Origin of the sequence: Rheinheimera texasensis (assembly GCF_964031785.1) — a bacterium.
GTDB lineage: Bacteria > Pseudomonadota > Gammaproteobacteria > Enterobacterales > Alteromonadaceae > Pararheinheimera > Pararheinheimera texasensis_A.
This window is the reverse complement of the sequence record NZ_CAXIRE010000019.1, coordinates 1-26,082: the sequence shown is the minus strand read 5'-3', so window position 1 is coordinate 26,082 and position 26,082 is coordinate 1. Positions and strand designations below refer to the sequence as shown.

Annotated in this window: 22 protein-coding genes; 13 read left to right on the top strand and 9 right to left on the bottom strand. The window is 55.1% G+C overall.

The features are described 5' to 3' along the window. The first annotated feature begins 143 nt into the window (after positions 1–143). From ABNT34_RS08670 to ABNT34_RS08630, 9 genes are all read left to right on the top strand, one after another. Positions 144–1,406, top strand: a complete 1,263-nt coding sequence (locus tag ABNT34_RS08670; protein ID WP_348730673.1) for an alanine racemase — start codon at positions 144–146, stop codon at positions 1,404–1,406. Positions 1,407–1,446: 40 nt separating this feature from the next. Further along, positions 1,447–2,298, top strand: a complete 852-nt coding sequence (locus ABNT34_RS08665) for a MurR/RpiR family transcriptional regulator (protein ID WP_348730671.1) — start codon at positions 1,447–1,449, stop codon at positions 2,296–2,298. Continuing rightward, complete coding sequence (locus ABNT34_RS08660; protein WP_348730669.1) at positions 2,298–3,842, top strand: D-aminoacylase; 1,545 nt, start codon at positions 2,298–2,300, stop codon at positions 3,840–3,842. The genes ABNT34_RS08665 and ABNT34_RS08660 overlap by 1 nt, the downstream gene beginning before the upstream one ends. Next, the gene (locus ABNT34_RS08655) at positions 3,839–4,222 is read left to right on the top strand and encodes a RidA family protein (protein WP_031569890.1); all 384 of its coding nucleotides are present in this window, start codon (positions 3,839–3,841) and stop codon (positions 4,220–4,222) included. Before ABNT34_RS08660 ends, ABNT34_RS08655 begins: the two co-directional genes overlap by 4 nt. Before the next feature lie 102 nt (positions 4,223–4,324). Further along, the gene (locus tag ABNT34_RS08650) at positions 4,325–5,863 is read left to right on the top strand and encodes a sodium:solute symporter family protein (protein WP_348730667.1); all 1,539 of its coding nucleotides are present in this window, start codon (positions 4,325–4,327) and stop codon (positions 5,861–5,863) included. Then, a complete protein-coding gene (locus tag ABNT34_RS08645) occupies positions 5,863–6,843 on the top strand; it encodes a PfkB family carbohydrate kinase (RefSeq protein ID WP_348730665.1) in 981 nt (326 codons plus the stop codon). The genes ABNT34_RS08650 and ABNT34_RS08645 overlap by 1 nt, the downstream gene beginning before the upstream one ends. Before the next feature lie 2 nt (positions 6,844–6,845). Further along, entirely contained in the window at positions 6,846–9,239 is a 2,394-nt protein-coding gene (locus ABNT34_RS08640; RefSeq protein WP_348730663.1) for a family 20 glycosylhydrolase, read from the top strand. Between the two features lie 165 nt (positions 9,240–9,404). After that, positions 9,405–10,352 carry a tetratricopeptide repeat protein gene (locus ABNT34_RS08635; protein WP_348730662.1) on the top strand — a complete coding sequence of 316 codons (948 nt, stop codon included), beginning with the start codon at positions 9,405–9,407 and terminating at the stop codon, positions 10,350–10,352. 33 nt (positions 10,353–10,385) lie between these two features. Further along, on the top strand, positions 10,386–11,309 hold the full coding sequence (locus ABNT34_RS08630; RefSeq protein WP_348730660.1) for a tetratricopeptide repeat protein: 924 nt from the start codon (positions 10,386–10,388) through the stop codon (positions 11,307–11,309). A 64-nt stretch (positions 11,310–11,373) separates the two neighbouring features. Here the strand turns inward: ABNT34_RS08630 and ABNT34_RS08625 are convergent, their stop codons facing one another. The 4 genes from ABNT34_RS08625 to ABNT34_RS08610 form a co-directional block, all read right to left on the bottom strand. Further along, positions 11,374–13,680, bottom strand: coding sequence for a TonB-dependent hemoglobin/transferrin/lactoferrin family receptor (locus tag ABNT34_RS08625; RefSeq protein ID WP_348730658.1), 2,307 nt, complete (start codon positions 13,678–13,680; stop codon positions 11,374–11,376). Between the two features lie 123 nt (positions 13,681–13,803). Next, positions 13,804–15,231 carry a DUF2271 domain-containing protein gene (locus tag ABNT34_RS08620; RefSeq protein ID WP_348730656.1) on the bottom strand — a complete coding sequence of 476 codons (1,428 nt, stop codon included), beginning with the start codon at positions 15,229–15,231 and terminating at the stop codon, positions 13,804–13,806. Position 15,232: 1 nt separating this feature from the next. Next, positions 15,233–16,222 (bottom strand): hypothetical protein, encoded by a 990-nt coding sequence (locus tag ABNT34_RS08615; protein ID WP_348730654.1) that lies wholly within the window; start codon positions 16,220–16,222, stop codon positions 15,233–15,235. Between the two features lie 26 nt (positions 16,223–16,248). After that, a complete protein-coding gene (locus ABNT34_RS08610) occupies positions 16,249–17,046 on the bottom strand; it encodes a DUF4198 domain-containing protein (RefSeq protein ID WP_348730652.1) in 798 nt (265 codons plus the stop codon). A gap of 192 nt (positions 17,047–17,238) precedes the next feature. On the opposite strand from ABNT34_RS08610, the gene ABNT34_RS08605 reads away from it, so the two are divergent. The 4 genes from ABNT34_RS08605 (at position 17,239) to ABNT34_RS08590 (ending at position 21,106) form a co-directional block, all read left to right on the top strand. Then, positions 17,239–17,712 carry a BlaI/MecI/CopY family transcriptional regulator gene (locus ABNT34_RS08605; protein ID WP_348730650.1) on the top strand — a complete coding sequence of 158 codons (474 nt, stop codon included), beginning with the start codon at positions 17,239–17,241 and terminating at the stop codon, positions 17,710–17,712. A gap of 110 nt (positions 17,713–17,822) precedes the next feature. After that, positions 17,823–19,334, top strand: a complete 1,512-nt coding sequence (locus tag ABNT34_RS08600) for a M56 family metallopeptidase (protein ID WP_348730648.1) — start codon at positions 17,823–17,825, stop codon at positions 19,332–19,334. Between the two features lie 301 nt (positions 19,335–19,635). Continuing rightward, the gene (locus ABNT34_RS08595) at positions 19,636–20,007 is read left to right on the top strand and encodes a hypothetical protein (protein WP_348730646.1); all 372 of its coding nucleotides are present in this window, start codon (positions 19,636–19,638) and stop codon (positions 20,005–20,007) included. Between the two features lie 52 nt (positions 20,008–20,059). Continuing rightward, the gene (locus ABNT34_RS08590) at positions 20,060–21,106 is read left to right on the top strand and encodes a S41 family peptidase (protein ID WP_348730644.1); all 1,047 of its coding nucleotides are present in this window, start codon (positions 20,060–20,062) and stop codon (positions 21,104–21,106) included. A 131-nt stretch (positions 21,107–21,237) separates the two neighbouring features. Here ABNT34_RS08590 and ABNT34_RS08585 read toward each other — a convergent pair whose 3' ends face one another. The 5 genes from ABNT34_RS08585 to ABNT34_RS08565 all read right to left on the bottom strand — a co-directional run bounded on the left by ABNT34_RS08585 (position 21,238) and on the right by ABNT34_RS08565 (position 25,395). After that, positions 21,238–21,906, bottom strand: a complete 669-nt coding sequence (locus ABNT34_RS08585; RefSeq protein ID WP_348730642.1) for a DUF799 domain-containing protein — start codon at positions 21,904–21,906, stop codon at positions 21,238–21,240. Continuing rightward, positions 21,903–22,259, bottom strand: a complete 357-nt coding sequence (locus ABNT34_RS08580; RefSeq protein ID WP_348730641.1) for a DUF4810 domain-containing protein — start codon at positions 22,257–22,259, stop codon at positions 21,903–21,905. The genes ABNT34_RS08585 and ABNT34_RS08580 overlap by 4 nt, the downstream gene beginning before the upstream one ends. An 11-nt stretch (positions 22,260–22,270) precedes the next feature. After that, complete coding sequence (locus ABNT34_RS08575; RefSeq protein ID WP_348730639.1) at positions 22,271–22,942, bottom strand: CsgG/HfaB family protein; 672 nt, start codon at positions 22,940–22,942, stop codon at positions 22,271–22,273. Positions 22,943–23,123: 181 nt separating this feature from the next. After that, positions 23,124–24,086 carry a porin gene (locus ABNT34_RS08570; RefSeq protein ID WP_348730637.1) on the bottom strand — a complete coding sequence of 321 codons (963 nt, stop codon included), beginning with the start codon at positions 24,084–24,086 and terminating at the stop codon, positions 23,124–23,126. Further along, positions 24,079–25,395 (bottom strand): dicarboxylate/amino acid:cation symporter, encoded by a 1,317-nt coding sequence (locus tag ABNT34_RS08565; protein WP_348730635.1) that lies wholly within the window; start codon positions 25,393–25,395, stop codon positions 24,079–24,081. Before ABNT34_RS08565 ends, ABNT34_RS08570 begins: the two co-directional genes overlap by 8 nt. Positions 25,396–26,082 lie beyond the last annotated feature (687 nt).

Sequence of the window (26,082 nt, the reverse complement as noted above, 5' to 3'; positions counted from 1 at the left end):
CTGGTGCTAAACCAGTATGTTATTAACTAACTTTTATAATTATGCTTGCTTGTTATGTTTTAACACGATATTTTAAGCCAACACAATGATTATTTTTGCAGCAAGCGCCGACGGCTTTGCTGCAGGGAAAAAGGAAAGCAACCTTGACCGACATTCGGCTTGCCGCAGATGAACAAGGGCAGGAATTGCCTTTAACCGGTAAAGGCCTCGGCGACTGGCAGCAATTAAGCGCCGGCTGGTCTTTGCTGGCGGGGGACATTTGTTTACCGGTCGCAACGCTGCATTGGCCGGTGGTAGAGCGGAATCTGGCCTGGATGGCGACTTTTGCCGGCCAGCAACAGGCGCTGCTCGCCCCGCATGGCAAAACGGCGATGACACCAGCGTTGTTTCAGGCGCAGCAGGCCGCCGGCGCCTGGGGGTGCACTGTGGCGACTGTGCCGCAGTTGCAGGTTGCTGTCGCCGCCGGCATGCGCCGGGTGCTGTTAGCCAATCCATTAGTAGGCCGCGCCGAACAGCGTCAGGTCGCACAGCTGCTGCAGCAAGGGCTGGAGTTTTATTGCCTGATTGATGACGCGGCGCAGCTGCCGGGCCTGCAGCAGGTGATGGCAGAGGCCGGCGTCACTTTGCAGTTGTTGCTGGAACTCGGTGTGCCGGGCGGGCGCTGCGGAGTGCGTGGCGCGGCGGCAGCGCTTGATTTAGCGCAGTGCATCACGGCGTACCCGGCGTTAAAACTCTGTGGTGTCGAATTTTACGAAGGCGTGGTTAAAGGTGGGGACGAGGCGCTTCGCCAGTTTATCCGCGATGGTTATGCCGTGGCGGCGCAGCTTCATCAGGCCGGTTTGCTGCAAGCTAATGCAGCGGGTTTGTTTTTGGTCAGCGGCGCCGGTTCGGCTTATTACGATTTAGTGGCGGACGAATTTCAGCACAGCGGCTTAAGCCAGCACGGCTTTGCGCTGGTGCTGCGGCCCGGCTGTTATGCGCTGCACGACAGCGGCATTTATCAGCAGGCGCAGCAGCAGGTGCTGGCGCGTAGCCCGCAGGCTTGCCTGATCCCCGGTGCGCTGGAAGACGCTTTGCTGGTCTGGGCTTATGTGCTGTCGCGACCTGAACCGGACCTTATCGTGGTCGGGCTTGGCAAACGTGATGCGGCTTTTGATGCCGGGCTGCCGCAGCCGGCGCTGTGGTTTCAAACGGGCATGGCTGCGCCTGCGCCATTTACCGCCGAACCCTTAAAAATCATGGATCAACATTTATTACTGCGGGTCGCGGCCACAACAACTTTAGCTGTTGGTGATATGCTGGCTTTTCGCACGTCCCACCCTTGTCTGACGCTGGATAAATGGCGCCAGCTGGCGGTGCTGGACGACGATTTTATGGTGCGCCGGGTGCTGGCGACCCAATTCTGAACAATATCAGCCTGGCCTTGGGCCTTAAGGACATCCAGTTGTGGATATAGTGACAAGAATTCATGAATGTCTGGCGCATCTGCGCCCGTCTGAGCAAAAAGTGGCGCGGTTTATCCTCAATGACCTGAACTACGCCGCCAATGCGCCGATTAACGAACTGGCCGATCAGGCCGGTGTCAGCCATGCCAGCATCACGCGGCTGGCGCGGGCGCTGCAATGTACCAATGTGCGCGAACTGAAATTACGGCTGGCGCAGTCGGCGGCGGTCGGTGAGCGTTTTATCACTGAACAACAAGTTGAGCAAAAAGACATTCCGGCCATTTACAGCGCCATTGTTGAAATTCTGCAGCTCAATACCGGCCTGATTCGCCAGGAAGCCATCGAAGCGGCGTCGCAGCTGATGATCAATGCGCCTAAGGTGCTGATTTTTGGTGTCGGTGGTGGCAGCTCAGTGCTGGCGCAGGAAGCGCATAACCGCTTGTTCCGGCTGTGTGTGCAAAGCAACGCCTATTCCGACCCATTGTTGATGCGGATGACGGCGGCCAGTGTCGACAAAGGCGACGTGGTGCTCTGTCTGTCGCTCAGCGGTTATAGCCCGGACGTCGAAGCGGCGGTGCAAATCGCCAAAGATTATGGCAGCCAGGTCGTGGCGATTTGTCCGGACAGCCGGCTGTCGGCGCTGGCCGATGTGCACCTGCCGATCCTGACACAAGAGTCTGATTTTATTTATAAACCCAGCGCGTCGCGTTACGTGATGCTGGCGGCCATCGACATTCTGGTCAGCCAGATTGCGGTGCTGAATCAGCGCAAATCACGCGAGAAACTGCGGCGGATTAAACACGAACTGGATGAACACCGCAAAGGGCCGGAGCGCCTGCCGCTGGGAGATTAATGTTGGGAAACCCGAGTTCCGCCGCTGCTTTGCAGTATGACCTGCTGATCCGCAATGCGTTGTTATTGGATGGCAGTGGCCGCCCCGGCTGGTACGCCGATTTGGCGGTGCTGGCCGGTAATATTGTCGCCATCGGTGATTTGGCCGGGGAAGCGGCGGTCTGTGCTGCGAACCAGGCCGCGACCGTCATCGATGCCACAGGGCTGGTGCTGGCACCGGGTTTTATTGATGTGCATACCCACGACGATTTGGAAGTGCTGCGTAACCCGCAGATGCTGGCGAAGCTCAGCCAGGGCGTGACGACGGTCATTACCGGCAACTGCGGCATCAGTGCCGCGCCGGTTACGCTTCGCACCGAAGTGCCGGACCCGATGAATCTGCTGGGGCAAAGCGCAGATTTTTGTTATCCGCGCTTTGCCGATTATGCCGCCGCGGTGGATGCGGTACAGCCTGCTGTCAATGTAGCGGCGCTGGTTGGCCACACCGCGCTCAGAGCCAGCAGCATGGACCGGCTTGACCGCGCCGCAACACCAGGCGAAATCGTCCAGATGCGCCAGGCGTTGGAACAGGCGCTGTCGCAAGGCGCTTTGGGCTTAAGTTCGGGCCTGGCTTATCACAATGCTGCCGCTGCGCCAGCGGAAGAATTACTCGCTCTGGCCGCGCCGCTTTGTGCCGCCGGCGCTATTTACACCACGCATTTACGCACTGAATTTGACGGCATTCTTGATGCTTTAACCGAAGCGGCAGATTTGGGCCTCAAGCTTAATGTGCCGGTGGTGGTGTCGCATTTAAAATGTGCCGGTGTGCTGAACTGGGGCCGCTCAGCGGAGATCCTCGACTTTTTTGCCGCCAGGCGCAAACAGCAGCAATTCAGCTGCGACTGTTATCCGTATTCGGCCAGTTCCAGCACGCTGGACCTGGCGCAGGTCACCGCCGACTTTGCCATTATGATCACCTGGTCAGAACCGGAGCCGCTAAGCGCCGGCCGGTTGTTGGCCGATATCGCCGCCGACTGGCAATGCAGTTTGCTGGAGGCCGCCACACGACTGATGCCGGCCGGTGCTGTGTATCACGGCATGCATGAGGCTGACGTGCAGCAGTTTTTGCAGGCGCCCTACAGCATGATTGGTTCGGATGGCCTGCCTTGTGACCCCTTGCCGCATCCGCGTTTGTGGGGCGCTTTTCCACGGGTGCTTGGTCATTATTGCCGTGACTTACAGCTGCTTGAACTGGCCGAAGCCATTCACAAAATGACCGGGTTGTCGGCGGAGAATTTTAATCTGACCGGCCGTGGGCTGCTGCGCGAAGGTTATCAGGCTGACCTGGTGTTATTTGACCCTTCGACAATCCGCGACAACGCGACTTTTACTAACCCTGTTGCTGCTGCGGCCGGCATTTCTGCGGTCTGGGTCAATGGTGTGCTCAGTTATCAGCAAGGCGCGGCGACTGGTCAGCGCGCCGGTCGTTTTTTAGCCCGCCTACCGGCGCAGAACTCCGTTATTAACCATCCCAACTCCAATCCAGATAAGGAAGCACACGCATGATCCGCAGATTTGGCGCCGAAGGCGGCACCGGCACTGGTGGCCAGTTTTTACCATTTTCCCGCGCGGTGGAAGCCGGCGGCTGGTTATATGTGTCCGGCCAGACGCCGATGAAAGATGGTGAAGTGGTCGAAGGTGGCATCGTCGAACAGTCGCGCCTCGCTATTCAGAACTGCCTCGACATCATGCAGGAAGCAGGTTATGGCCTCGAACATGTGGTGCACGTTACTGTGGTGCTGACCGACCCGCGTTATTTCGGTTCTTTTAATAAAGTATTCCGCGAAGTGTTTGGCACCCATCCACCGGCGCGGATCTGTGCCGTCGCCGATTTGGTGGTGGACTGCAAAGTGGAAGTTGACGTCACCTGCTACAAAGGCAGTTAAGCGCGCGACAAAACAACGCTGCGAAAGAGCCAGGCGGCCACAGAGCTGCCAGTCTGCGCAGCGGAACAGCAGCGCGACAGCGCAACGGGGAAAAAACATTTCATGCAACAATCCATACAACAAACAGAGCAGCAATGGCTGTTTCTGGTCGGTTTTGCGCTGTATTTGCTGGCGATGATCGCGCTCGGCTGGTGGGTGTCGCACCGGGCTAAAGGCGCTGGCGAACAAAGCGGTGAAGACTTCTTACTTGGTGGCCGCGCCTTGCCATTCTGGCTGATGCTGGGCACTACAGTCGCGACTATGGTCGGCACCGGTTCGTCGATGGGTGCGGTCGGTTATGCCTATCAACATGGCTGGGGTGGGGTGTTGTATGGCCTTGGCGGTGGCATTGGTATTTTGCTGCTGGCCTGGTGGTTTGCGCCGCTGCGCAAGCTCAATTTCCTCACCATGGCGGAGGAGCTGAGTTATTACACCGGCGCCGACAAACTGGTGCGCCATGTGGTCGGTGTATTGATTTTTATCGCCTGTATTGGCTGGCTTGGCGCACATATTCTTGGCGGCAGTATGTATCTGGCCTGGCTTACCGGCTTGAGTTTAACTGAGAGTAAGTTATTGATCGCCGCTGGTTTTGCCATTTATGTGGTGATTGGCGGTTACACCGCAGTGGTCTGGACGGACGCGGTGCAGGCGATCATTTTATTTGTCGGTTTTATCCTGATGGCGGGTTTTGCGCTGGCGGCGGTCGGTGGTGTTGATGCCATTCAAGCTCAGGCCAATGCATTGGCGGCGGCGCAAACTGTCGAAGCAACCTGGCTGCCTGGTTTGTCGCTGGCGGTCGCGGTGGCGGTTGGTGTGCTGGCGACGCCGAGTTTTCGCCAGCGCATTTATTCCGGCAAAGATGTCAGTGCTATCCGCAAATCTTTTGTCTGGTCCGGCGTGTTGTATTTGTTTTTCTCGCTGATCCCGGCCCTGTTGGGCCTCGCCGCCCTGCAGCTGGCGCCGTCGCTGCAAAATCCCTCTTATGCCTTTCCCTATCTGGCGCTGAATACGCTGCCGCTGGCGCTCGGTGTGTTAGTGCTGCTGGCCGGGATTTCCGCGACCTTGTCGAGCGCCAGCTCTGATGCCATTGCCGGCGTGTCGGTGTTGGTTGGCGACTTGTATAAAGTGGTGTTTGGCCGTTTGCCGGCGCCGGAAAAAGTGGTGCTGTTGTCGCGGCTCGGCCTGGTCGCTGTGGTGGCGCTGGCGCTTGGTTTTGCCTTATTGGCTGACAATATCATCGGCTATATCACGACTATGGTCGGCATGGTGTTGTCCGGTTTATTTGCCGTGGCGCTGCTCGGCCTGCGCTGGACCCGGCTGAATAAAGCCGGCGCGCTGGCGGCTTTGCTGACTGCGCCGCTGGTGTCGTTATTGGTATTGTGGTGGCCGGGTGCTTTGGCTTTCTGGGGCAATCCGGTGATCCCGGCGACGGTGTTGAGTTTGATTGCGGCGATAATCGGCAGCCTGCTGAGCGCGCCAGTGGCGATGAGCCGCAGCGACGCCCTGGCACTGCTGGCGGCGGGTCGGGTCACCGATCAGCCAGCGACTGACACAGAGAAAAGCGGCGGTTATTCATCTGCCACCGAGGCGGAGGCCAGCTGATGCGCATCGGTTTTTTTGGCGAAGTGATGCGCGAGCATCGGGCGGATGGCCGGGGTTATGGTTTTGGCGGCGATACGCTGAATACCGCTTTGTATCTGCATCGGTTGAGTACTCAGCACAGGCTCAATATCGAAGTGCAGTATTTCACGTTGCTGGGGCAGGATGCTGCCAGTAATCAGCTGGCCGCAACGCTGGCAGAGGAAGGGTTAGCATTGCGGGCTGGCCGGCATCCAGCGAAAACACTGGGCCAATACTGGATTGATATCGACGCCGCCGGCGAGCGCAGTTTTCGGTATCAGCGCGATGACAGCGCAGTGCGGCAGTATTTTGCTGCTGAACAGACATCATTAAAGCAGACGCCGTTGGAGCAGGCGCTGGTGAACGGCAGCCTGGATGCCTTGTATCTGAGCGGCATCAGCGTCGCGATTTTGCCGGAACCAGACCGGCAGCGGCTGTATCAGGCGGCGGCGGATTTTGTCGGCCGTGGTGGTTGGTTGATTTACGACAATAATTTCCGGCCTTTGCTGTGGCAAGCCGAAGCTGCCGCGCGCTGGCAGCAAAAGCTGTTGCCGCTCTGTCAGCTGGCGCTGCTGACCGACAGCGACGAGCGGCTGATTTGGCAACTTCCGGATGCAGGACCGGCAGCCACACCGGCGGCTTTAGTCGACGCCGCGCTTCACGCCGGCGCATACACCGTGCTGCTTAAATGCGGCGCTGCGCCTTGTTGGATTGGCACAGCAGCATTGCGGCTGCAGGTCGAAGCGCAACAAGTGCGTCAACTGGTCGACAGCAGCGGTGCTGGCGATGCCTTTGCCGCCGGGTTTCTTGGCCGTTTTTTGACTGCGCCTGATGCTTTAGTCGCGGCGGATTTGGTGGCGGCTGCGCAGGCCGGCCATCAGCTGGCGGCGGCCGTGGTGCAACAACATGGCGCTATTATCCCGCGGGAATTGATGCCGCAAATCAGCTTGCAAGGAGCCTAAGCATGCGACAGCTGCTGATGTTTATCTGTGTGGTTACACCGCTCTTTGCCGCAACGACAAAGGCCGAACCGGTGTTGATGCCACAACCGGCCAAAGTACAAGCTGGCAGCGGCATGTTGCAACTGCCACACAGCGTGGCTGTGGCGGTGGACGGGCCGGACAGTGCTGCGGTGCGGCAAGCACTGCAACTGCTGGCTCAATTCCAGCCGCAGTTAACTTTTAAAGCCTCTCCTGCTGCGGGCGCACAGCTGCAGATCCGCTATCGTCAGGCCATTCCGCTACCTGGCCCGGATGATGACGAAAGTTATCAGCTGCAGATTGACGCTGACCGAGTCCGCCTCGATGCGCACAGCAGCACCGGCGTGTTGTATGGCCTGATGACTCTGAGCCAGTTGATCAGTTGTGACGGCAATAGCTGCCAACTGTCGCAGCTGAAGATCAGTGATAAACCGCGGTTTCGCTGGCGCGGGTTATTGCTCGACAGTGCGCGGCGTTTTATCCCGCTCTCTGATATCCGCCGCACGCTGGACGGCATGGCGGCTGCCAAACTCAATGTGCTGCACTGGCATTTGACCGATGATCAGGGCTGGCGTATCGAATCTAAGGCTTATCCCAAATTGCACGAGCTGGCGAGTCAGGGCCAGTTTTATAGCCAGCAACAAGTGCGCGAGCTGGTGAGCTATGCCGCCGCGCGGGGCATTCGGGTGGTGCCGGAGCTGGATGTGCCGGGTCATGCCTCGGCGATTGGCATGGCTTATCCGGAATTGTTAGCCTGGCCGGATGCCATGCTGGATAAAACCGGTGTGCAGCCGCTACCACCGGAGCGACGTTTTGGCGTGTTTGCGCCGGTGCTGGATGTCAGCAAAGCTGAAAGCTGGCAACTTATCAGCACGCTGGTCGCCGAGTGGCGCCAGCTGTTTCCCGACCCTTATCTGCATATTGGCGGCGATGAAGTCAAAGCCGATCACTGGCTGGCAAGCAGCAAGATCCAGCGATTGATGCAACAGCAGCAACTGGCCGATGGTCATGCGCTGCAGGCCTGGTTTAACCAGAAACTCGCGGCGCTGCTCGCACAGCAGCAGCGCCGGATGATTGGCTGGGATGAAACCTTGCATCCGCAATTGCCGAAAACTACGGTGGTGCAAAGCTGGCAGGGCCAGGACGCGCTGGGGGCAGCGGTACGGGCTGGTCATCCGGCGCTGTTATCAGCCGGTTTTTACCTCGATATGCCACAGCCCGCTGCTTATCACGCGCGCAACGACCCGCTTGCGGTGACCATGCCAGTGACAGCGCCAATGGCCGCACTGGCACAAGCACTACAACAACTGCAATTTGCCTTCAGCTTACAGCGCTTAAACGGCAAAGCTGTGACCGGCACTGTCCGCTTGTATCAGACAAAAAATGGTCAGTGGCAGGGCAGCCTGGCCGCGACAGGCCGGGGTGTGGTACCGGCACAAGTGCGCAGCTGGTCTTTGGCCAACACGTCTTTGGCCAACACGCAGCAGCTGCGGTTGGATGCGGATAATTATCTTGGGCCTGTACAGCTGCGGTTTAGCCTGAAAGACGGCAATCCTACACAAGCGCTGGCGCTGATTGGCAATCACAGTTATCCGCTGACATTACAGCCCGAACCTTATACGGCACTTGCCAGCACACCAGTGTTAACGGACGCACAGCAGCAACTGCTATGGGGCGGCGAAGCGGCACTTTGGTCTGAGCTGGTCGCGCCGGAACTACTCGACTTTAAACTCTGGCCGCGGTTATTTGTGGTGGCAGAGCGGTTCTGGTCGCCGGCCGCGCCCGCAGCAGATGCAACGGCAATGCTGTCGCAACGATTAAGCGCAATGGATGACTATGCTGTGCAGATTGGCCTCAAGCACCGGGTTCAGGCCGGCGCCAGTTTGCAACAATGGGCGAAGCAGGAACTTGGGGCTTTGACAAGCGCGCAGAACCAGGCGCTGCAGGACTTCAGCCAGTATCTGCAGCCGCTGCATTATTACGGCCGTCACCATTTAAAAACTGCAGCCGGCCGTTATCACCTCGATGAGCCGCTGACGCAGCTTGCCGACAGCTTAATGCTGGAGCCGCCGGCGTTGTTGGCTTTGCAGCAGGGTTTTGCCAAGGCGCCGGCCTGTCAGCTACCAGCCAGCTGGCCGACGTGGCAACAGGCGTTTTCACAGCAACAACAACAGCTGAGTAGCGTTGCTGCCAAATCGGCTGAACTGCAGCGCTTGCTGGTGCAGCAACAGCAGTTCAGCCAGATCATCGGCGCGAAGTTGTCAGCAGCAGAGCAGGCCGAAGCTTTGTTGCAGCTGCTGAAGCCGCAGGCGGAACTGGTGTTTGCACCAGCCGCGGCGGCACTTGACTGGGCCGACCGCTGTGCGGCGGTTCCTTAGTCCGGTCTGCCGCGCCTCTTTTCATTTGGTGGTGTTTTTTTCAGACCGGGAGCAAGCAATTTCCCTGCAAAAGAAGCTGCAGCCATAGCTTTGACTTTCACAGTGATTGACCAAACTGCTGTCAGCAGGTAAAACACCAGCAACTTAATTGATTAATTGTGCCGTATGAAGCTGTGCTGGCTGGTGTTCTGTATTTTGTGGACTGTGATGATGCCGGCGGCTGATGCGACTGAGCACCTCAACGATCATGAGGCTTTTTGCCAAAGTGCGGCGCGGCAGGATTGTCTGGCATTGTTGCAACAACAGCTGGCCAGTGCAGAACCTTATTCGGTGCGCTGGTATCAGCTGAAATCCTATCAGCTCGACTACCTGTTTGATAAACACCTGGACCAGCCACTGGCGCAGCAAACGACCCAGTTATTGCAACTGGAAGATATGCCGCGGGTGTTTCGCACGCAGTTGTATTTTTATCAGGCCAAAATTCTGCACAGCAATGGTCAACTGTTGCAGGCGCAGCATTATGCTGAGTTAGCCAGCACTGATTTAACGCAGTTATTTCAGGCCTTTGCCGACCCTCTGCGGCTGGTGGAGCTGGCCAATCTGCAAACGGTGATGGGGCAACAAAATCAGGCCTGGCAGCTGTTGATGCAGGCAGAAGCACGTTTTGCCAAAAGCAAAGACCCGGTGTTTCTGTTTGAGCTTCATACCAACAAAGCGCTGGTGCAGCAGGCAAACGGGCAGATGGCAGACGCCGCTTACTCGCGCAAACTGGCGTTAGATGCCATTTTACCCAGCGGCGACAACGGCAAAATCAGCGTGGCCTACGGCAATCTGGGGCGGACTTATCAACTACTGGGCCAATATGGTTTGGCGCAGCAATATTATCAGCAAGCGTTAGCGCGGATGAGCCCTGGTGCTGACGATGTGCGCCGGCAAATGCGTTTATTGCGCCTCAGTCAGTTACATTGTCAGTTGCAGGATCTCCCCGGCGCCCGCCAATTGTTGGCAGAGGTCAATCCGCAGTTGGTCGAGTCGACTTACCAGCCACTGTATCAGCGCCTGCAACAACAGCTGGCGGATACAACAGCGCAACCCCAGTGCGGCACTGATTGACGCTGCCAGTCTGCTGAGGTACAAGCCCTACTGATGATGAAATTTAAGCAAATTCCGCTTGCGTTGCTGTGTACCGGCCTCCTGAACAGTGTTTGGGCCGCTGAGCATTTAAGTGATCATGAAGAGTTTTGTCTGCAACAACCGGCCACGCCCTGTACCGAATTGTTGCAGCAAGCGTTGGCACAGACACCGCTGCATACGTTGCAGTGGTTTAAGCTGCAGTCGTACCGGCTGGATTATTTGTACGTCAAACATCAGTTTCGCCAGCTCTATGATGAAAGCAATCAGCTGCTGAAAATCGCTGATGCGCCTGTGGCCTTTCGCACTCAGCTGTATTTTTATCAGGCTAAGACGCTGATCGCCCGTGGTGACGATGCGCAGGCCGCTTATTACACTGAGCTGGCGAGCCGGCAGCTTGAGGCGATTTATCAGGCTTTTGCCGACCCGATGCGGGTGCTGGAACTGGCCAATTTACAGGCCGTCGCCGGGCAATATGACAAAGCCTGGCAGTTGTTATTGCAAGCTGAGCAGCGTTTTGCCAAAAGCCGCGATCCGCAGTTTGTGTTTGAACTGAATAGCATTAAAGCGCTGGTTCGCCATGCTTTTCAGCAGCTGGACGATGCCGCTTATTATCGCAAGCAGGCGCTGGATGCGATCCTGCCCACTGGCCGCCATCACGACATTATTGTCGCGCACGGTAATCTGGCACGCACTTATCAGCTGCTCGGGCGGTTGGGGTTGGCCGTAGATTATTACGAAAAATCATTGTCTTATATGCGACCAGGTATAGACGATTTGCAGCAGTCTATTCACCGGTTGCGCCTCAGTGAGCTGTATCTGGCGCTGCAGGCACCGGCCAAAGCGCGGGGCTATTTTGAGCAGGTGGATGTCGCCATCCTCAGTGACCATCACAAAGCGCTATACCGGGAGTTAAGTGCTGCTATTGCGTCTCGTTGACGGCCAGCACTGTCACAAAAATGGCAGAGATCGCTGGATCTCTGCCTGTTAGTAAAGACTCAGCTTAGAAGCTCAGCGTCAGGCTGACCTTGCCATAACGGCCGCTTTCCAGATAACGCCGGATGCCATCACCACTGACACCACCGCGCACCGCGCCCACTGATTGCGTGACATATTGCAGCCGCTCCCAACGATAATATTGCTGATCCAGCAGATTAAATACCCCGGCGGTCAGCGCCAGCTGGTCCAAAAGTTGCCATTGCAGCGACAGGTCGCTGACAAAAGCGCTGTCACTTAAGTAAGGCGTAGCAGCCGTTTGCACGCCACTGCTGTTATAGACCCAGGCGTCTGAACTGCTTTTTGCCGCCTGATAACGGTTATTCAGTAATAACCGGATATCGTCATTGAGCTGATAACCGACGCCCAGCACGGCACTCCACGGCATTACGCTTAACAGCGGCTCGCCATTTTGTTCTTCACCGCTCTGGTACGTCGCCGCCCAGTTCAGCCGCCAGTGGGCGTCCGGTTGCCAGTGGCCTTCCAGTTCAATGCCTTTCACCACGGCGGAGTCGATATTGACCGGCATGCTGTACAGAGCGCCATTTTGTTTGCTGCAGACACCGCGCACACAGCTTTGGTAGACGGTGGTGGGGTTGATAGTGAACTGGCCGCTTTGGATCATGTCGCTGTATTTATCGCGAAATAACGACAGCTGATGCGTGCTGTTATCCAAAGTCAGTTGATACGACAGTTCCAGATTCAGGCTGTGCTCGGGTTTTAATGCCGGGTTGGCCTGCGCCGTCGGTAACGTCACAGTGTTGCCGCTGACCGCTTCCTGCAAACTGGTGGTGCTGGTCTGCAGATACATATCTTCAGTCGTTGGTGCCCGGAAACCCCGGCCGGCTTGCAGGCTCAGGCGTTGCCGATCATCCAGCTGATAATGCAGCTGCGCCTGATAACTGGCCGCGCCAAAATCGACGGCTTTGACTGAACCGGTTTTATCCTGATAAGTGGCCGACAACTGCGGGTTGTAATCGAGCTGATCATAGCGCGCGCCAAGACCCAGCGACCAGGCTGTGTCGGTCAGGCTCAGCAGGTTGCGGGCATAGACGGAGCGCGTACGGATATCGGTCACCGGCACAAAAGCCGGGTCCACTTCCAGCGTGGCCAGCGTTTTGGTCTGGCCGACGTAACGCCGGTCCACTGCGCTGGAGCTGACCGTTTTGTTTTGCGCCTGCAGACCATAAGTCCATTGTTGCTGCAGCTTTTCAGTGCTCAGCTCTTTGTCAAAAGCAGCGGTCCATTGGGTCAGTTTCTGCCGGAAATCGCGGTCTTCTTCACGAATACATGGGGCGATATTTTGCGGGCAAGGCGCCGATACGGTCATCCGCGTCAGACCGTGGTTGCGGCTGTTCTGCTGGTCCAGTTTCAGCTGCAGCGTATCGAATAAAGCCAGACCGGCCAGATAGTCATACTGCAGGCTGTGTTTATCGCGGTTGCTGTCATCAAGACCGGTGCGGCGTAAGTAGGTTTGGTCTTGCCGGGAGATGTTCTGCAAGCTGCTGTCAGTTTGGTAGCTGTCGAGGCTATAGCCGATTTTATGCTCCGGCAAAAAGTTGTATTGCAGCTTCAGCAATAAATTCCGGCTTTGTGCGCTGAGCGGGTCAGCACTGGTACTACCCGGGCCTGTGACGGTGCTGTGGCGGTCATAACTTTGGTTTTCTTCGCCATCGCGACTGCTGTACACCAGCAGGCTTTCCAGCCGGCCAGTGCGGGCGGCACCGGTGATGCTATGCAGCCATTCGCTGTTATTGCCGCTGTATTGGCTCTTGAATTTCAATGCGCCGTCGTCGCCGCTGGATTTGAGGAAATCGGCCGGATCTTTGGTCAAAAACAGCACGGCGCCGCCTAAAGCGCCGCTGCCGGCACTGATGGCGTCAGCGCCTTTGAGAATGTTGACCTGCTTTAACGCATCCGGGTCGATGCCACCAAGGCCGGAGCGGAAAAATTCATAAGGTGCGTGGCTGTCCGGGTCCATCGTTTCGCCAAGGGCCAGGCCATCCACGGTAATTTTCACGCGATCGCCTTCGACACCACGGATATTAAAACCGCTGGAGCCAAAGCGGCCGATGTCAGTCAGATTGACGCCGGGCACCATCCGTACCAAATCAGCTAAATTACTGATTTGCTGAGTGTCGATATCTTTGGCACTGACTTGCTGTTGTTTTAATTGCGGGCTGGATTTGATTTCGCTGGCTTTGATTTCGACAGCCTCCAGCGTTTTGGCACTGGCAGCATCAGCTGCGAAGACTTTGGCGGTCAGCAGCACAGGGCTTAACGCCAGCATCAGCAATGAATAACGAGGTGACATGTTGTATTCCTTATCAATCAGATGTTTATTGTTTTAAGTTGGTTTTTTTAGGCTGCATTCAGCCAGGCCCTGCCAAAAGGCAGTGCCGGTTTTTACAAAAAAGTGAATGGCTGGAGCTTGCGCTTAGCCGGACGGATGTACAGCCGCGGTGGGCGCAGGATCGCCGGCCGGGCGGACTTCAACGCGCACCTGACCCAGCTCGTGCTGGCCCTGCAGCAACAAGGGTTTTGACAGCGGCCAGTGCAGCGGCAATTTCAGTTGCTCGCGGCCACCGCCTTCCCGTGCCGCCTCCAGATGTAAGATGTAATCGCCGGCTGGCAGCGGCCTGCCGTCAGCCAGACGGGCGTCCCACAGGAACTGATGCACACCCGCTCTGCGGGTGGCGCCAGCCAATTGGTCGAAGTGTTGACCTTTCTGTTGATTGGCCTGACGCCACCAACTGCGCAGCTCCACATACCAGCGTGGCTGTTCACCGAGCAACAACAATTGCGCCTGCCATTGGCCATCTTGACTGAGCCAGGCGCTGACATAAGGCCGTTTGGCCTGACGTGGCTGCACCGGTAATTCCAGTTGCAACTGCAGTTGTTGGCTGTGCTGATAGGCCGTCGCCGCTTGCAGCTGATGAAACCAGCTGGCGGATGCCTGCAGCTGTGGTGTTGTTGCCGGGTCTTGTTGCCATTCACGCCACAGCGCTGCGTCGGTCTCCTGCTGCAGAGACTGAGTGCGCTGCGCCGGGCTGGCCGAAGTCAGCGCCTGGGCCAATAACCAGGCCCGGCTGAAGCTTTGACTGGTCACTGCCACAGCAGGCCCATATTGCACCGGCCAGGCTTCCTGCGGATGCCAGACGGCGTCTGAGCCCGGGTTTTTACTGCCAGCAGCGACTGGTAGATTCGCCTGCAGCAACACTTGCTGCTGTAAACGGATGGCGGTCAGCGGCTGTGTGCCGGTCACCTGGTCGCTGCCAAATGCCTGTGCCGCCAGCGTGGTGTCAGCAAACTGCGCGCGCCAGTGACCAAATTGCAATTGCAAGCTGGCGCCTGGCCACAAGGTTTTGGCTTGGCTCAGCAGATTATCCAATACCACGGCCTGAGCAAACCCTTGCAGGTCCGGCAGCAACCGCACTGCATCGCCCTGCAAACTGAGTAGCTGGCGTGCGTCGCGGCGCAGTTTCACCCGGTCCGGTAACTCGCCGCTGGCAGCGGCTTGTTGCCATGTCAGACCCCATAACTTGCGGGCCGCGCCAAAACGGCAATGATAACTGCGCTGTTGTTGCCACCAGGCTTCACATTGCTGCCAGGCCTGCTGCAATAAGGCTGCATCCGCCGGCCATGTTCCCGTGGCGGCAAATTGCTCTGCGGCTGACCAGTACCTGGCGTCTGTCAGCCAGGGCCACTGCTGCTGCAGATACTGTTGCAGCTGCAGTTGCTGGGCCTTGCTGATCTCGGTGCCTGTGACTTCCAGCCGGACAGGAAACGGGCCGGGGCCCGGCAGCGTGACTGTGGCAGCCTGCGCCAGACCCGTGCAGAACAGCAGGCAACATGCGGTTTTCATATCAAGGCGCCGTCCGTGTGGTCTTTTTTGCTTTGTCGCTGCTCGCCGGGGCATTCTCTGCTTCAGGTCGCGCTTCAGGCAAAGCTTCAGTACGGCTGACCAACCGGTTCTGATCGGTATCCCAGCGGCTGAACATACGTTGGCCGGACTGATGATATTCGGCCGCACTTAAGATGCCGTTTTCATCCTTATCCAGCGCTTTAAACCGCACCTGCGCCTGTTTCAGTTGCGCGCTGCGGGTGCTGGCGATTTGTAGGTCAACCCGGTCAGTAAATTCGTGTTTATATTCCTGCGGAGACAGCGAGCCATCCTGGTCGGCGTCAGTGCGGGCAAAGGCTTGCTGGCGAATCTGCTGATATTCAGCTGCGCTCACTTCACCATTTTTATCAGTGTCATACATGGCCAACATGCCACTGACGCTGTGGGTGGTTGGCATCACCAGCGCTGGCCGGCGGCGGGGTTGCTCCGCGTTATTCTGGCCACGCCGCTGCGGTGCCGGCTCTGCCTTTGAATCTGTCTGTGAAATCAGGCCATCTTTGTTGCTGTCGATAAAACGAAAGGCGCTTTGGCCAGAGACCTGATATTCAGCGCTGCTGATGCGGCCGTCCTGGTCCTTATCCACCGCGGCAAAACGCACTTCGGTTTGTTTCAGCTGGCCTTTGCGGTCTGCTGCCAGCCGCTGATCCAGCCGATCGGCGTATTCGGCCTGATAACCGGCAACGTCAATCTGGGCGTTGTGCTTGAGGTCCATCAGCGCGAGGCGGTGCTGGCGCTCAGTGAAAAACTCGCTGTGGCTGACCTGACCGTCACCGTTTTGGTCAAATTCGGCAATAAAATCAATCTTGGCCTGCAATGTCGGCTGATGGGCGCGCACTGTTTTGTCGCCTTTGGTTTGTGGCGCCGGGGCTGTCTGGGCCAGTGCCGGCTGCGCCAGCAGATACAAACTGCTGACCAGTAAAAAATGCCGGATAGTTTTGGGTTGCATCATCATCGGGTTCTCCTGAAATGTGGTTGTGCTTATTCCGCCGCTTCAAACACCACAGTGCTGGTGTGGCTGTAAGTCGGTGCTTTGGCGCCTTGTGGGGCTGGGGCGCGATGGCGGGCCAGTAACAGATAAGTGCCGGCCTGTGTCGGTGTCAGGCTGAATTCGCCCTTTGCATTGGTGGTGACTGGCACTGGCGCGGTTTTGTTTTGGCCTGCGTTATGGCTGCCGGTGGTGTGCAGTTCAAGTTTGCTGTCGGCCAACGGTTTGCCGTCCAGCAACAAAATCCCTTTAACCGGCTGACCGGCGTACAGGTCATTCGGATGGCTGACAAACTGCAGCTCCAGCCCGGTGCCGCTGGCTTTTAACGCGGCTTGGTCCGGTTTGCCTTTGCTGATGTAAGTCTCAGCGCGGGTCACACTCTGAAAATGTGCCTTCAGCGTGGCACCTTTAGGCAGCACAAACTTTGGGTCTCTGCTGTTTTCGGTTTTCCCGTTCAGCACATAGCTGTGAAACACCGCACCCAAGCGTTGGCCCGTGCTGTATTTATAAGTGCCGTCGGTTTTCAGTTCATCATCCAGCACAGTGCGGCTTTTCACTGCAACCAGCTCTTTTGGCGCCCGCGGTTGACCGTCCGGCCCGGTGACCTGAAATTCACTTTGATCAAATTTGGCTTCCGGCAGAAAAAACTGCTCAGCAAATGCCGCCTCTAAACTGACCCAGCCGCGCACAGGTTCAAAACTGGCAGGCGCCAGATAAGGCACATGGGCCTGAGCAGTGCTCAATGGCAAGGCACAGCACAGCGCCAACAATAAGGGTTTTACTGATATCACAGAGGGTTACCTTTTAGTTGAGAGTAGTTCGCATTTGCATTATTAGATCAAATGAGAATTATTCGCAATAAAAAGTATGCATGGGGCTGGATAATGAGCGCCAATGCCGGTTAAAGATGGCGAAAGCGACAAGCCAGCCATTGTGGCCAAGCCAACATCAGCAGCACTAATCAGGCTGCCGACAAGGCTCGAATGTCTTCAGTGCTTATTCCGGTAAATTATTTGTTGACGAGTAAAAATCGTTCTACTACATTTGTAGCATTGAAAACTACAAACGTAGTAATGGAACTTGCAATGAAGCTCAGCGAATTCGAACTGGATGTGATGCAACTACTCTGGCAACAGGAACCCTGCACAGCGGCACAGCTGCATGAGCTGTTGTCGCAGAACAAAAAGGTGGCTTACACCACAGTGAAAACAATAGTCGACCGGTTGGAGCAAAAAGGCGCGGTGGCGCGGGCCGGTCAGCAAGGGAAAGCGATTATTTATCGTTCGTGCGTGGACCAAAGTACTTTGTCTGATCAAGCCACCCCCGGTTTTATGCAAAGATTCTTTGGTGGGGATTCCCGCAGTTTAATCGCCCATTTTATTCAACAGGAAGCATTGAATGAAGATGATATTGCATATTTGCAAAACCTGTTAAAAGACAAAAAACAACCGAAGTAGGTCAATATTATGATGGATTATTTCATTACCTGCACCGCCATTAGTATCTGTGCCTGGTGCGCCAGTATCTTATTAAAAATGCGCCTGCCAGAATAAGCTTTTATTTGCTGATGTTTGCGCTGTTGAGCTGGTTTGTTCCCTGGCAGCTGCTCCCTGAAGTTGTCACAGCCAAAACGCAGGCTGATGCCTGGTTCGATCTGGCACCCATTGATCTGCAAAGCACCGTTTTGTCCACACCAACGGCAAAAACGGCCGGACAAGGCGAGCCGGCGTCGATACTGTGGTCTTGGCAATTGAGTTGGGCGCAGCTGTTTGGATCGCTTTTTGTCGTGGGAGCTGCCGTATTTTTGCGCCGGCTCTATCAATATTTTAATGCGATTAATTCTTTGAATGTAAAAGTAATTAATGAATATTGTCCGACGTCGAACATACAAGCATACCCGGTTAAAGTCACACATTTGCATACACCGGCCATCGCCACCGGGCTGTTTCGACCCACGATCTGGATTGATGCTCAGTTATTGCAACGCCCGGAATTAGGCTCTGTGTTATTGCACGAATCGACCCATATCCGGCAGGGCGATATTGTTTGGTTATGGCTGATTTGTCTGACTGAAAGCCTGTTCTGGTGGAATCCGCTTTGCCGGATATTAGCCAGAAAAGCCCGGCAAATATTAGAACTGCGTTGTGATGAAAGTTGCTTCAATCAATTAAAACAACAGTATCAAATGGATTTGGCCAGTTTGTTATTAAAGCCGCTGGCTGGTTCATCCACACAATCTTTGGCTGGCGCTCCGATCCTCAATATCGTCAACAACAAAGATTTTAATATGCTCAGAGTGAAAATGTTAAACAAGGAGAAAGTGATGAAGTTAAAACATCTGGCAATATTGATGGCTGCAGTTTCCATCAGCGCGGTAGCCGCTGCGCAAATTAGCGAAACGAAGGCGCCAGCACCGGCTGCCTCATCAGCGCGCGCTGCAAATCTCAGCAACGCGTTTCAAACCCAACAAGCGGCGTTAGTACAGGCCGCTGCGAAGGCGAAAAGCGACGAGCCGGCGGAATTACACCAAGTCGTCGCTAATATCCATGCCTGGCATCGCGGCCGCACCACGCTGAGCTGGGGTGAAGAGAAACGCATGATGCTAAATGCTTTTACTTTACTGGCGCATGTCCAGCATAAACTTGGCCAGCATCAGGAAGTGATCAGCACCTTTAAAAGCTGGTACCCGGCTGGCAGTGACGTGCCTTATTTCCTCAGAAATATCACGGCTAATACCTACCTGAAGCTGAATCAACCAGAGTTAGCCCTGCAGGAACTGGCCATTTTGCAGCGGGAGATTGGCGACGATATCCGTCCGGGTTCACTTTATATGCTGGCGCTTGCGCACGCGAAAAACGCCGATTATGCCGCTGCAAGTCAGGTGCTGACTCACCCGAATATCATCGAGGACAGCTATACGCAGGCACTGCAGTATTACATCTACAGCCAGCAAAATGATGTGGTGCGACGCGATTTGGTTAAAGCCAAATTACCAAAAGATATCGCCAGCAAACCAGCAACGTTACCAGACGCAGGGCTCCTGGGGTCACCACTGCTGAGATCGCTGCCGGCGGCGTAGCCACAACGCGCTTTTCGGACAGTCGTGTTCATTACTCTGACAAGTCTTTGATTTTCCGGAGTTTTGTTATTTAAGCATCTGAGATCTCGCAGGCACATCGCGCTTTAGCTTTCCGGAGGAAAGGCTGGTTACAGTGATGGCCGCGGTTGCAATTGAATCATCCTTGAGTAACCCCAACTTGTAAAAACAAAGCTGACCCCCAGATCCAAACTTCATCCATTGACCAGACCATATGCTGATGCCCGTTTCAACATGTCCACAAACTGCTGATACAACAATGCCGGCCGGCGCAAGAAGGCAATTGGCAGTGTTGCTGACTGCATTGTGGCTGGTGTGGGTGTTGGCTTTGACGCTGGGCGCGGCAGCGCTGCCTGACGTTCCCGCGCAACCTGCGTATCAACCGTCGTGGCAAAGTCTGCCGGATCAGACGGAGCCGATATTGCTGCAGGCACAAAGTGAACGCAGCAGCCCGCAGTTATTCCTGCATGCCAAACAACAGCCTGTGTATGTGCTGGTGGCTGAACCCGTGCTGCTGTTGTTGCGTCTGCTGGCTTTGTTTATGCCGGTGGTACTGCTGCTGGCCTGGTTTATCCGTGCCGGGCCCAGGCGCAGTTTTCGTCTCGCGCTGTGGCGGGAGGCCAACCTGTGCTGTAAAAGTCAGCTGTATCACTGAAACCTCTTATTGCATTTGAAAAGTTAAATTTTTCCAATCAATAGAGGTGTTTATGTCAAATTCAAAAAAAACGCCGGTGAAAAGCCGCTGGCGTTTTCTGGTGCTGTTTGTTGTTGTTCTGATCATTCTTCTGCAAGCCATTGGTCTGCCGGTGGCGGCAAAAACGCCTGTTCCGGCAGACCCCACTGCTGCGCAGCAAGGTCTCACGGCCGCTGAGCGCCACACCGCGCTGACGCAGCTGGCTGCTGTGCTAGCAGAACATTATGTGTTGCCAGAGATGGCAGCGCAGCTTTCCACTGCGTTGTTACAAGCCGAAACCGCTGGCCGGTTTCATCATCTGCAAAGCAAACAACAGCTGGTCGATGAAGTAGGCGGCTGGCTGCGCAGCGTTGGCAAAGACGGCCATCTGGGGCTGGAGCTGACGCAAAGCTATGGCGAAGTCACTCATATCCGCCATGAAAGCGAGGAAAAACGCCGCAATAACTTTGCTTTTGAAAAGCTTGAAATCCTGCCCGGCAATATCGGTTATCTGAAGCTGAACAAGTTTGTGCAGGCGGATGCGGCTTTTGATGTCGCGTCGCAAGCGCTGCAGTTTTTAAGCCGAACTGACGCGCTGATTATCGATTTGCGTGAAAGCGCCGGCGGCTCGCCGCAGCTGGTGCGTTACCTGCTGAGTCATTTTGTGCCGGCAGACACTTTGTTGTGGCAGCTGGAACGCCGAAGCATGGAGCAAACGGAGCAAGCGGAGGAAGTCAGGGCGCAAGTGGTCCTGCAAAAACAACTGCAGATGCCGTTGTATGTGCTGCAATCCGTCAACCAGGCCAGTGCTGCCGAGTTCTTCAGTTATGCCCTGCAACAGCAGGGACGTGCCACAGTGATAGGCGAAACCAGTGCCGGGCTTGCCCATTACACCGGCGCTATGGCGGTGACTGACTGGTTGTTTGTGCGTATCCCACTGGCGCGGCCGCTGTTCCCGAAAAACGCTGATAACTTTGAACAACGTGGTGTAGTGCCGGATGTCAAAGTGCCGGCGGCAGCTGCGTTGCAACAGGCGTTATTGCTGGAGCGGCAAAGGCGGGACAATATAGCTCAGCACTAAAAAACCAAGCCCTCGAATCAACGAGGGCTTTTTATTCGCGCCAGCCGTGGCGTTTTTTCTGCAGACCAACGCTGGTCTTGTTAAAAATTGCTCCTGGCAATTTTTAACAACTTCCGGAAAAACTGGCCAGGTTATTCCACCGGTTTTTCTTTGCCATGATGCGGTGAACGCGGACCGTATAACAGGCCGTTATGAGCTTGTGGTGATAACAGCCGGTTGGTGGCAATGGCGGCGATGTCAAAGCCAGTATCCAGCGCAGTTTCCATAATCTGCGTCACGGCTGCTTCGACTAACATGCCGACGAGACCGCCGCCGCTGTTATTGTTTTGTTCGCTGCTGGAAGCGCTGGCTTTGCCTTCCCACAACAGCGCGTTGGTTTTACTGTCGGTTAAGCGTGCTTTGACCACCACCACAGTGTCGCTCGACAACACCGCATAAGAAGTGCCGTATTCTTCGATGTCGATATACAGCACTGCATCAGCGCCAAAAATCTCATTGAGTTTTTTCGGTGCCACGGCGTGAATATCTTCTGCGACTGTCAAGCCATTGTTTTTAAAGGTTTCATTGACCAGCACCACCGGAAACACGTAATAACCGGCTTCAGCCAGTGGTACTGTCACGTTCGCCAACACGCCATACGGCGCTATTACTTCGGAGGTGTGATTGGTCGGTGGTAACACCAGAATCGACTTTGGATTGCTTTGTTTAAAAGCGCTGTAATCCATCGGCTTCTGGGTAGTGGCACAGCCGGCCAGTAACAGGGTCAGCACACAAGCCAGAGATAATTTCACAGTACTCATGACTGACCTGCCTTGGCGTTTTTCAATAAAAAGTCGATAAACTGGGTTGATTCTGGGTACAGCTGCTTTTCTTTTTGCAGATAACCGAGGCCGGTATCGCGCTGACCACTTTGCAGGTACAAAAAGCCCAGATGCGCATAGATGCCCGGCCCGACCTGCAGCCTGTTACGGTTGGTTTCGCGGATGGTTTTTTCCAGCGCTTCGATTTGCTCGGTCACTGCCGAATCTTCGTTTTTAAAGTGCTCGTAGACGTTGGTCTGGTAAGAGCCGTAGTTATACAACGGCTTGGTGCTCTGACAGCCGCTGAGTGCCGCGACAGACAAGGCGGCAACCAGCATTAATTTTACATCCATGTGTTTTGGTCTCACTGCGGTTGCCATTGGTTATTGCTGATGCCGTTGACCAGATTGTTGACCGCTTCACGTAACGCCAGATCTAACACTTTGCCGTTTAAGGTGGCGTCATAACCTGCAGTACCACCAAAACCAACCACTTCACGGTTCGACAGGCTGTATTCACCGGCGCCCATCGCCGAGAACACCACAGCTGAGGTTTCGACATCGACAATATTTAACGCCACTTTGGCATAAGCGATTTGTTCTTTGCCTTTACCTAAAATGCCAAACAGTTGTTTGTCGCCGGTTTGTTTGCGGCCAAATTCTGTGACGTCGCCTGTCACGACATATTTAGCGCCGATAACATTTTGTTTAGCGCCGGCAAATTGGGCTTCCTGCGACAGTTCGGCCATATTGGCGCGGTCCATCACCAGAAAACGGTTGGTTTGCTGTAAATGTGTGATCAGAATAGTTTTGGCTTGTGAGCCCAGCTGATCGACTTCAGCGTTGAAAATGCCATTTTGGAAATTTGAGCGGTTTTGGAATTTACCGACCACCAGTTTGCTTTTTTGACCTTGGTAAGGCTGGTAAGCGGCGTTGACTTTAGGGGCTTCGATAGTGCGGGAGGATTCAGTTGCTGAACAGCCGGCCAGAATAACCAGAGGCAGTGCCAGGGCAAAAGAACGAAAGGTACTTTTCATGTAAATTTCCTTTTTCGGTGAAAGTTGCAAAATGGTAACAGGACTTCTGCAGTTAAACATTGGAAATTTAAACTTTGGCTGAACAAGCGGTGTTTTTCTGTACGGCCAGGGGCGGTGGACGAAAGACTAAACGCGGGCGCTATTGTTGAGCGCGCCCGCTATGGTGTGAAAAACTACGAAATTAAAACAGCCAGCGCATGCCGACAGCGGCCGCGCTGTCGTGTTGGGTTTCAAGTTCGAGTCGTGTTGCCAGCAGATAAGCCGTCAGGTCTTTGCTGAGGCTATAGTCCGCCCCGACCGACCAGCTATGGCCCTCTTCGCTATGCCGGGTGCGGCTGTGGTCCTGCATATATTGCAGTTTGTAGGCAATGGCATCGCGTTTTAACTGCAGTTCTGCCAGCCAGGCCGTCCCCTGCAGCGGTTTAGTCTGATGTTCACTGTGCTGCCACATCAGGCCGCCCGACAAAGTGCCGAGGCTGGATTCACTCAACAGCGCATGCGCCAGCAAGCGGTCCGCACTGATGTTATTCAGTTCATTGGCGCGGGCATAAGCGAAATAATAGGGCACTTGTTTAAATGCGGCGTCACCGTAGCTGAGGCTCCAGTCGTGACCGCCGGCGGTTTCGTCGCTGGCACCGGTCTGATAAGTCGCGCTCCATTGCCATAACCCCAGTTTCGGGCTTTGGTAACTGACGATATTTTCCAGCCGGTCCTGACCGGGCGTCAGCTGCGCCATGTCAGCTAAGGTCTCGTTAAATAAGTCGATTTTGCCTTCAGACTTTTTAAATTTGCTGTCGTTTTTACCAAAAATCAGCTCGCCGTAGGTTTTGCTGGCAACACCAACATAAGTATTACGGCTGCCAAGGCGATGGCCTTTATTGCTGTCATCGAGGCCATTGACTTGCCATTCGTACACGGCAATCAGCTTTAAATCATCGGTCAGCGCCTGGTCGGCTTTAAGGCCAAGCCGGCTGAACGGCGCTTCGATTTGCCAGCCTTGGTCGGCGTAGCGCAGCAGGTCGGCGTCGGCATACAGTGCCTGCAGATCGATTTTGCCGTAAAAATCCCACTGAAAATCCTTGGCCTGCAGCGGCGCTGCCACTGCAACTAAGCCAGCTATAGTCGTGAATAAAGCTTTATGCATTTTGAGCCTCTGTACTGCTGACCATCACAGGGGCTGCAGAGGCCGCTGGGCCTTGCGCCAGTTCGCGGTTAAGCGTGTCGCTATTAAGTTCACCACACCATTTCGCCACTACTAACGTTGCCACGCCATTGCCAATCAGATTGGTCAAAGCGCGCGCTTCTGACATAAAACGGTCGATACCGAGAATTAACGCGATGCCGGCCACCGGCACTGAGCCCACTGACGCCAAGGTGGCTGCCAGCACGATAAAACCGCTACCGGTGACACCCGCCGCGCCTTTGGAGGTGACCAACAACACGGCCAGCAACGTCAGCTGCTGGGTTAAATCCATCGGTGTATCAGTGGCCTGTGCAATAAACACCGCCGCCATCGTCAGGTAAATCGCCGTGCCGTCTAAGTTAAAGGAGTAACCGGTTGGGATCACCAGGCCTACTGTTGATTTGGTGGCACCGAGTTTTTCCAGCTTGGTCATCATCCGCGGCAACACAGATTCACTCGATGAAGTGCCGAGCACAATCAGCAGTTCCTCGCGGATGTAGCGGATAAATTTGGTGATAGAAAAACCGTGATAACGCGCAATAGCGCCCAGCACGATAAAGATAAACAGCAGGCAAGTGGCGTAGAAAGTCGCCATCAGACCGGCGAGTGACCAGAGTGTGCCGATGCCGTATTTACCGATGGTAAAGGCCATGGCGCCAAAAGCACCGATAGGCGCCACTTTCATCAGCATGTGGACTATGGCAAACAGTAATTCCGAGCTTTTTTCGATATAAGTAAACAGGATATTCTGCCGGCCGCCGAGGCGCTGCAGCGCAAAACCAAACAGGATAGAGAAAAACAGTACCTGCAGCATGTCGCCACGGGCAAAAGCATCAAATACGCTGGTCGGGATGATATTGAGCAGGAAATCAGTGACCGTCTGCATCTGACCCGGTGCGGTATATTTACTGATCGATTTTTGGTCCAGGCTTGCCGGGTCAATATGCATGCCGTTGCCGGGCTGCACCACATTAATCACCACCAGACCAATCACCAGCGCGATTGTCGAGACAATCTCGAAATACAACAAGGCATAACCACCGGTTTTGCCAACGCGTTTCATATCTTCCATACCGGCGATGCCAATCACCACAGTACAAAAGATGATGGGCGCGATAATCATCTTAATCAGCTTAATAAATCCGGTACCAAGCGGCTGCATCGCCGTGCCGGTGTCCGGATAAAAGTGTCCGAGCGTGATACCAATGGTGATGGCGAGCAGCACCTGAAAGTAGAGGCTGGATAACAGCCGGCCTGTTGCTTGTTTCATGTTGTTCTCTTTTTAGTTAGCGGAGGAAATCTCCCTGTCGTTTTGACTTAGGCAAAGGCTGGGCCAGAACTTGGTTTTTGGAAATGTTGTTATTTATTAGATGGTTAATTCGTGGTTGATGCTGGTGGTGTTTGGTTTTGTGTGGATTTCCACACAGCGGAGTTTGGCGTTTGTCACTTTTTCCGCCAGTGGCGGGTGTTGTCATTTTTTCCTCTGCGGTGAGACCGCTTAGCAAAGAGTTCACCTGTCGGTGAGGTACTTGTTGCTGACGCTGGTTCTTTGCCCTGCGGGCGGCCGTTTCGCCCTTTGGGCGAGTTACTTTTTATCGCGATAAAAAGTAACCAAAAAGCGCTCGCCCGGTTCCGCTCGAAAGCCCGCTGAAAATCAACAGTTTGAGGCGCTGGGGCAACTCGCGCGGCGCTACCGTCGCCGCACTCAAACACTCCCCAGCTTAAAACCTCAAACTGTTGATTTTCATCGGCTCGCTCCAACGGGCAGTCTGCTGCACTAGCTGGTTTTGCTTTTAACTTTCGTTTGTTAAACACCGCAACAACTAAGAAAACCAATTTCCCCGTTGAAGCGAGCCGATGAAAAATGGTGATTTGAGGTTTTAAGAAAACGAGTGTTTGAGCGATTCGACGTTAGCGAATCGCGAGTTGCGTTTTCGCCTCAAATTGCCATTTTTCA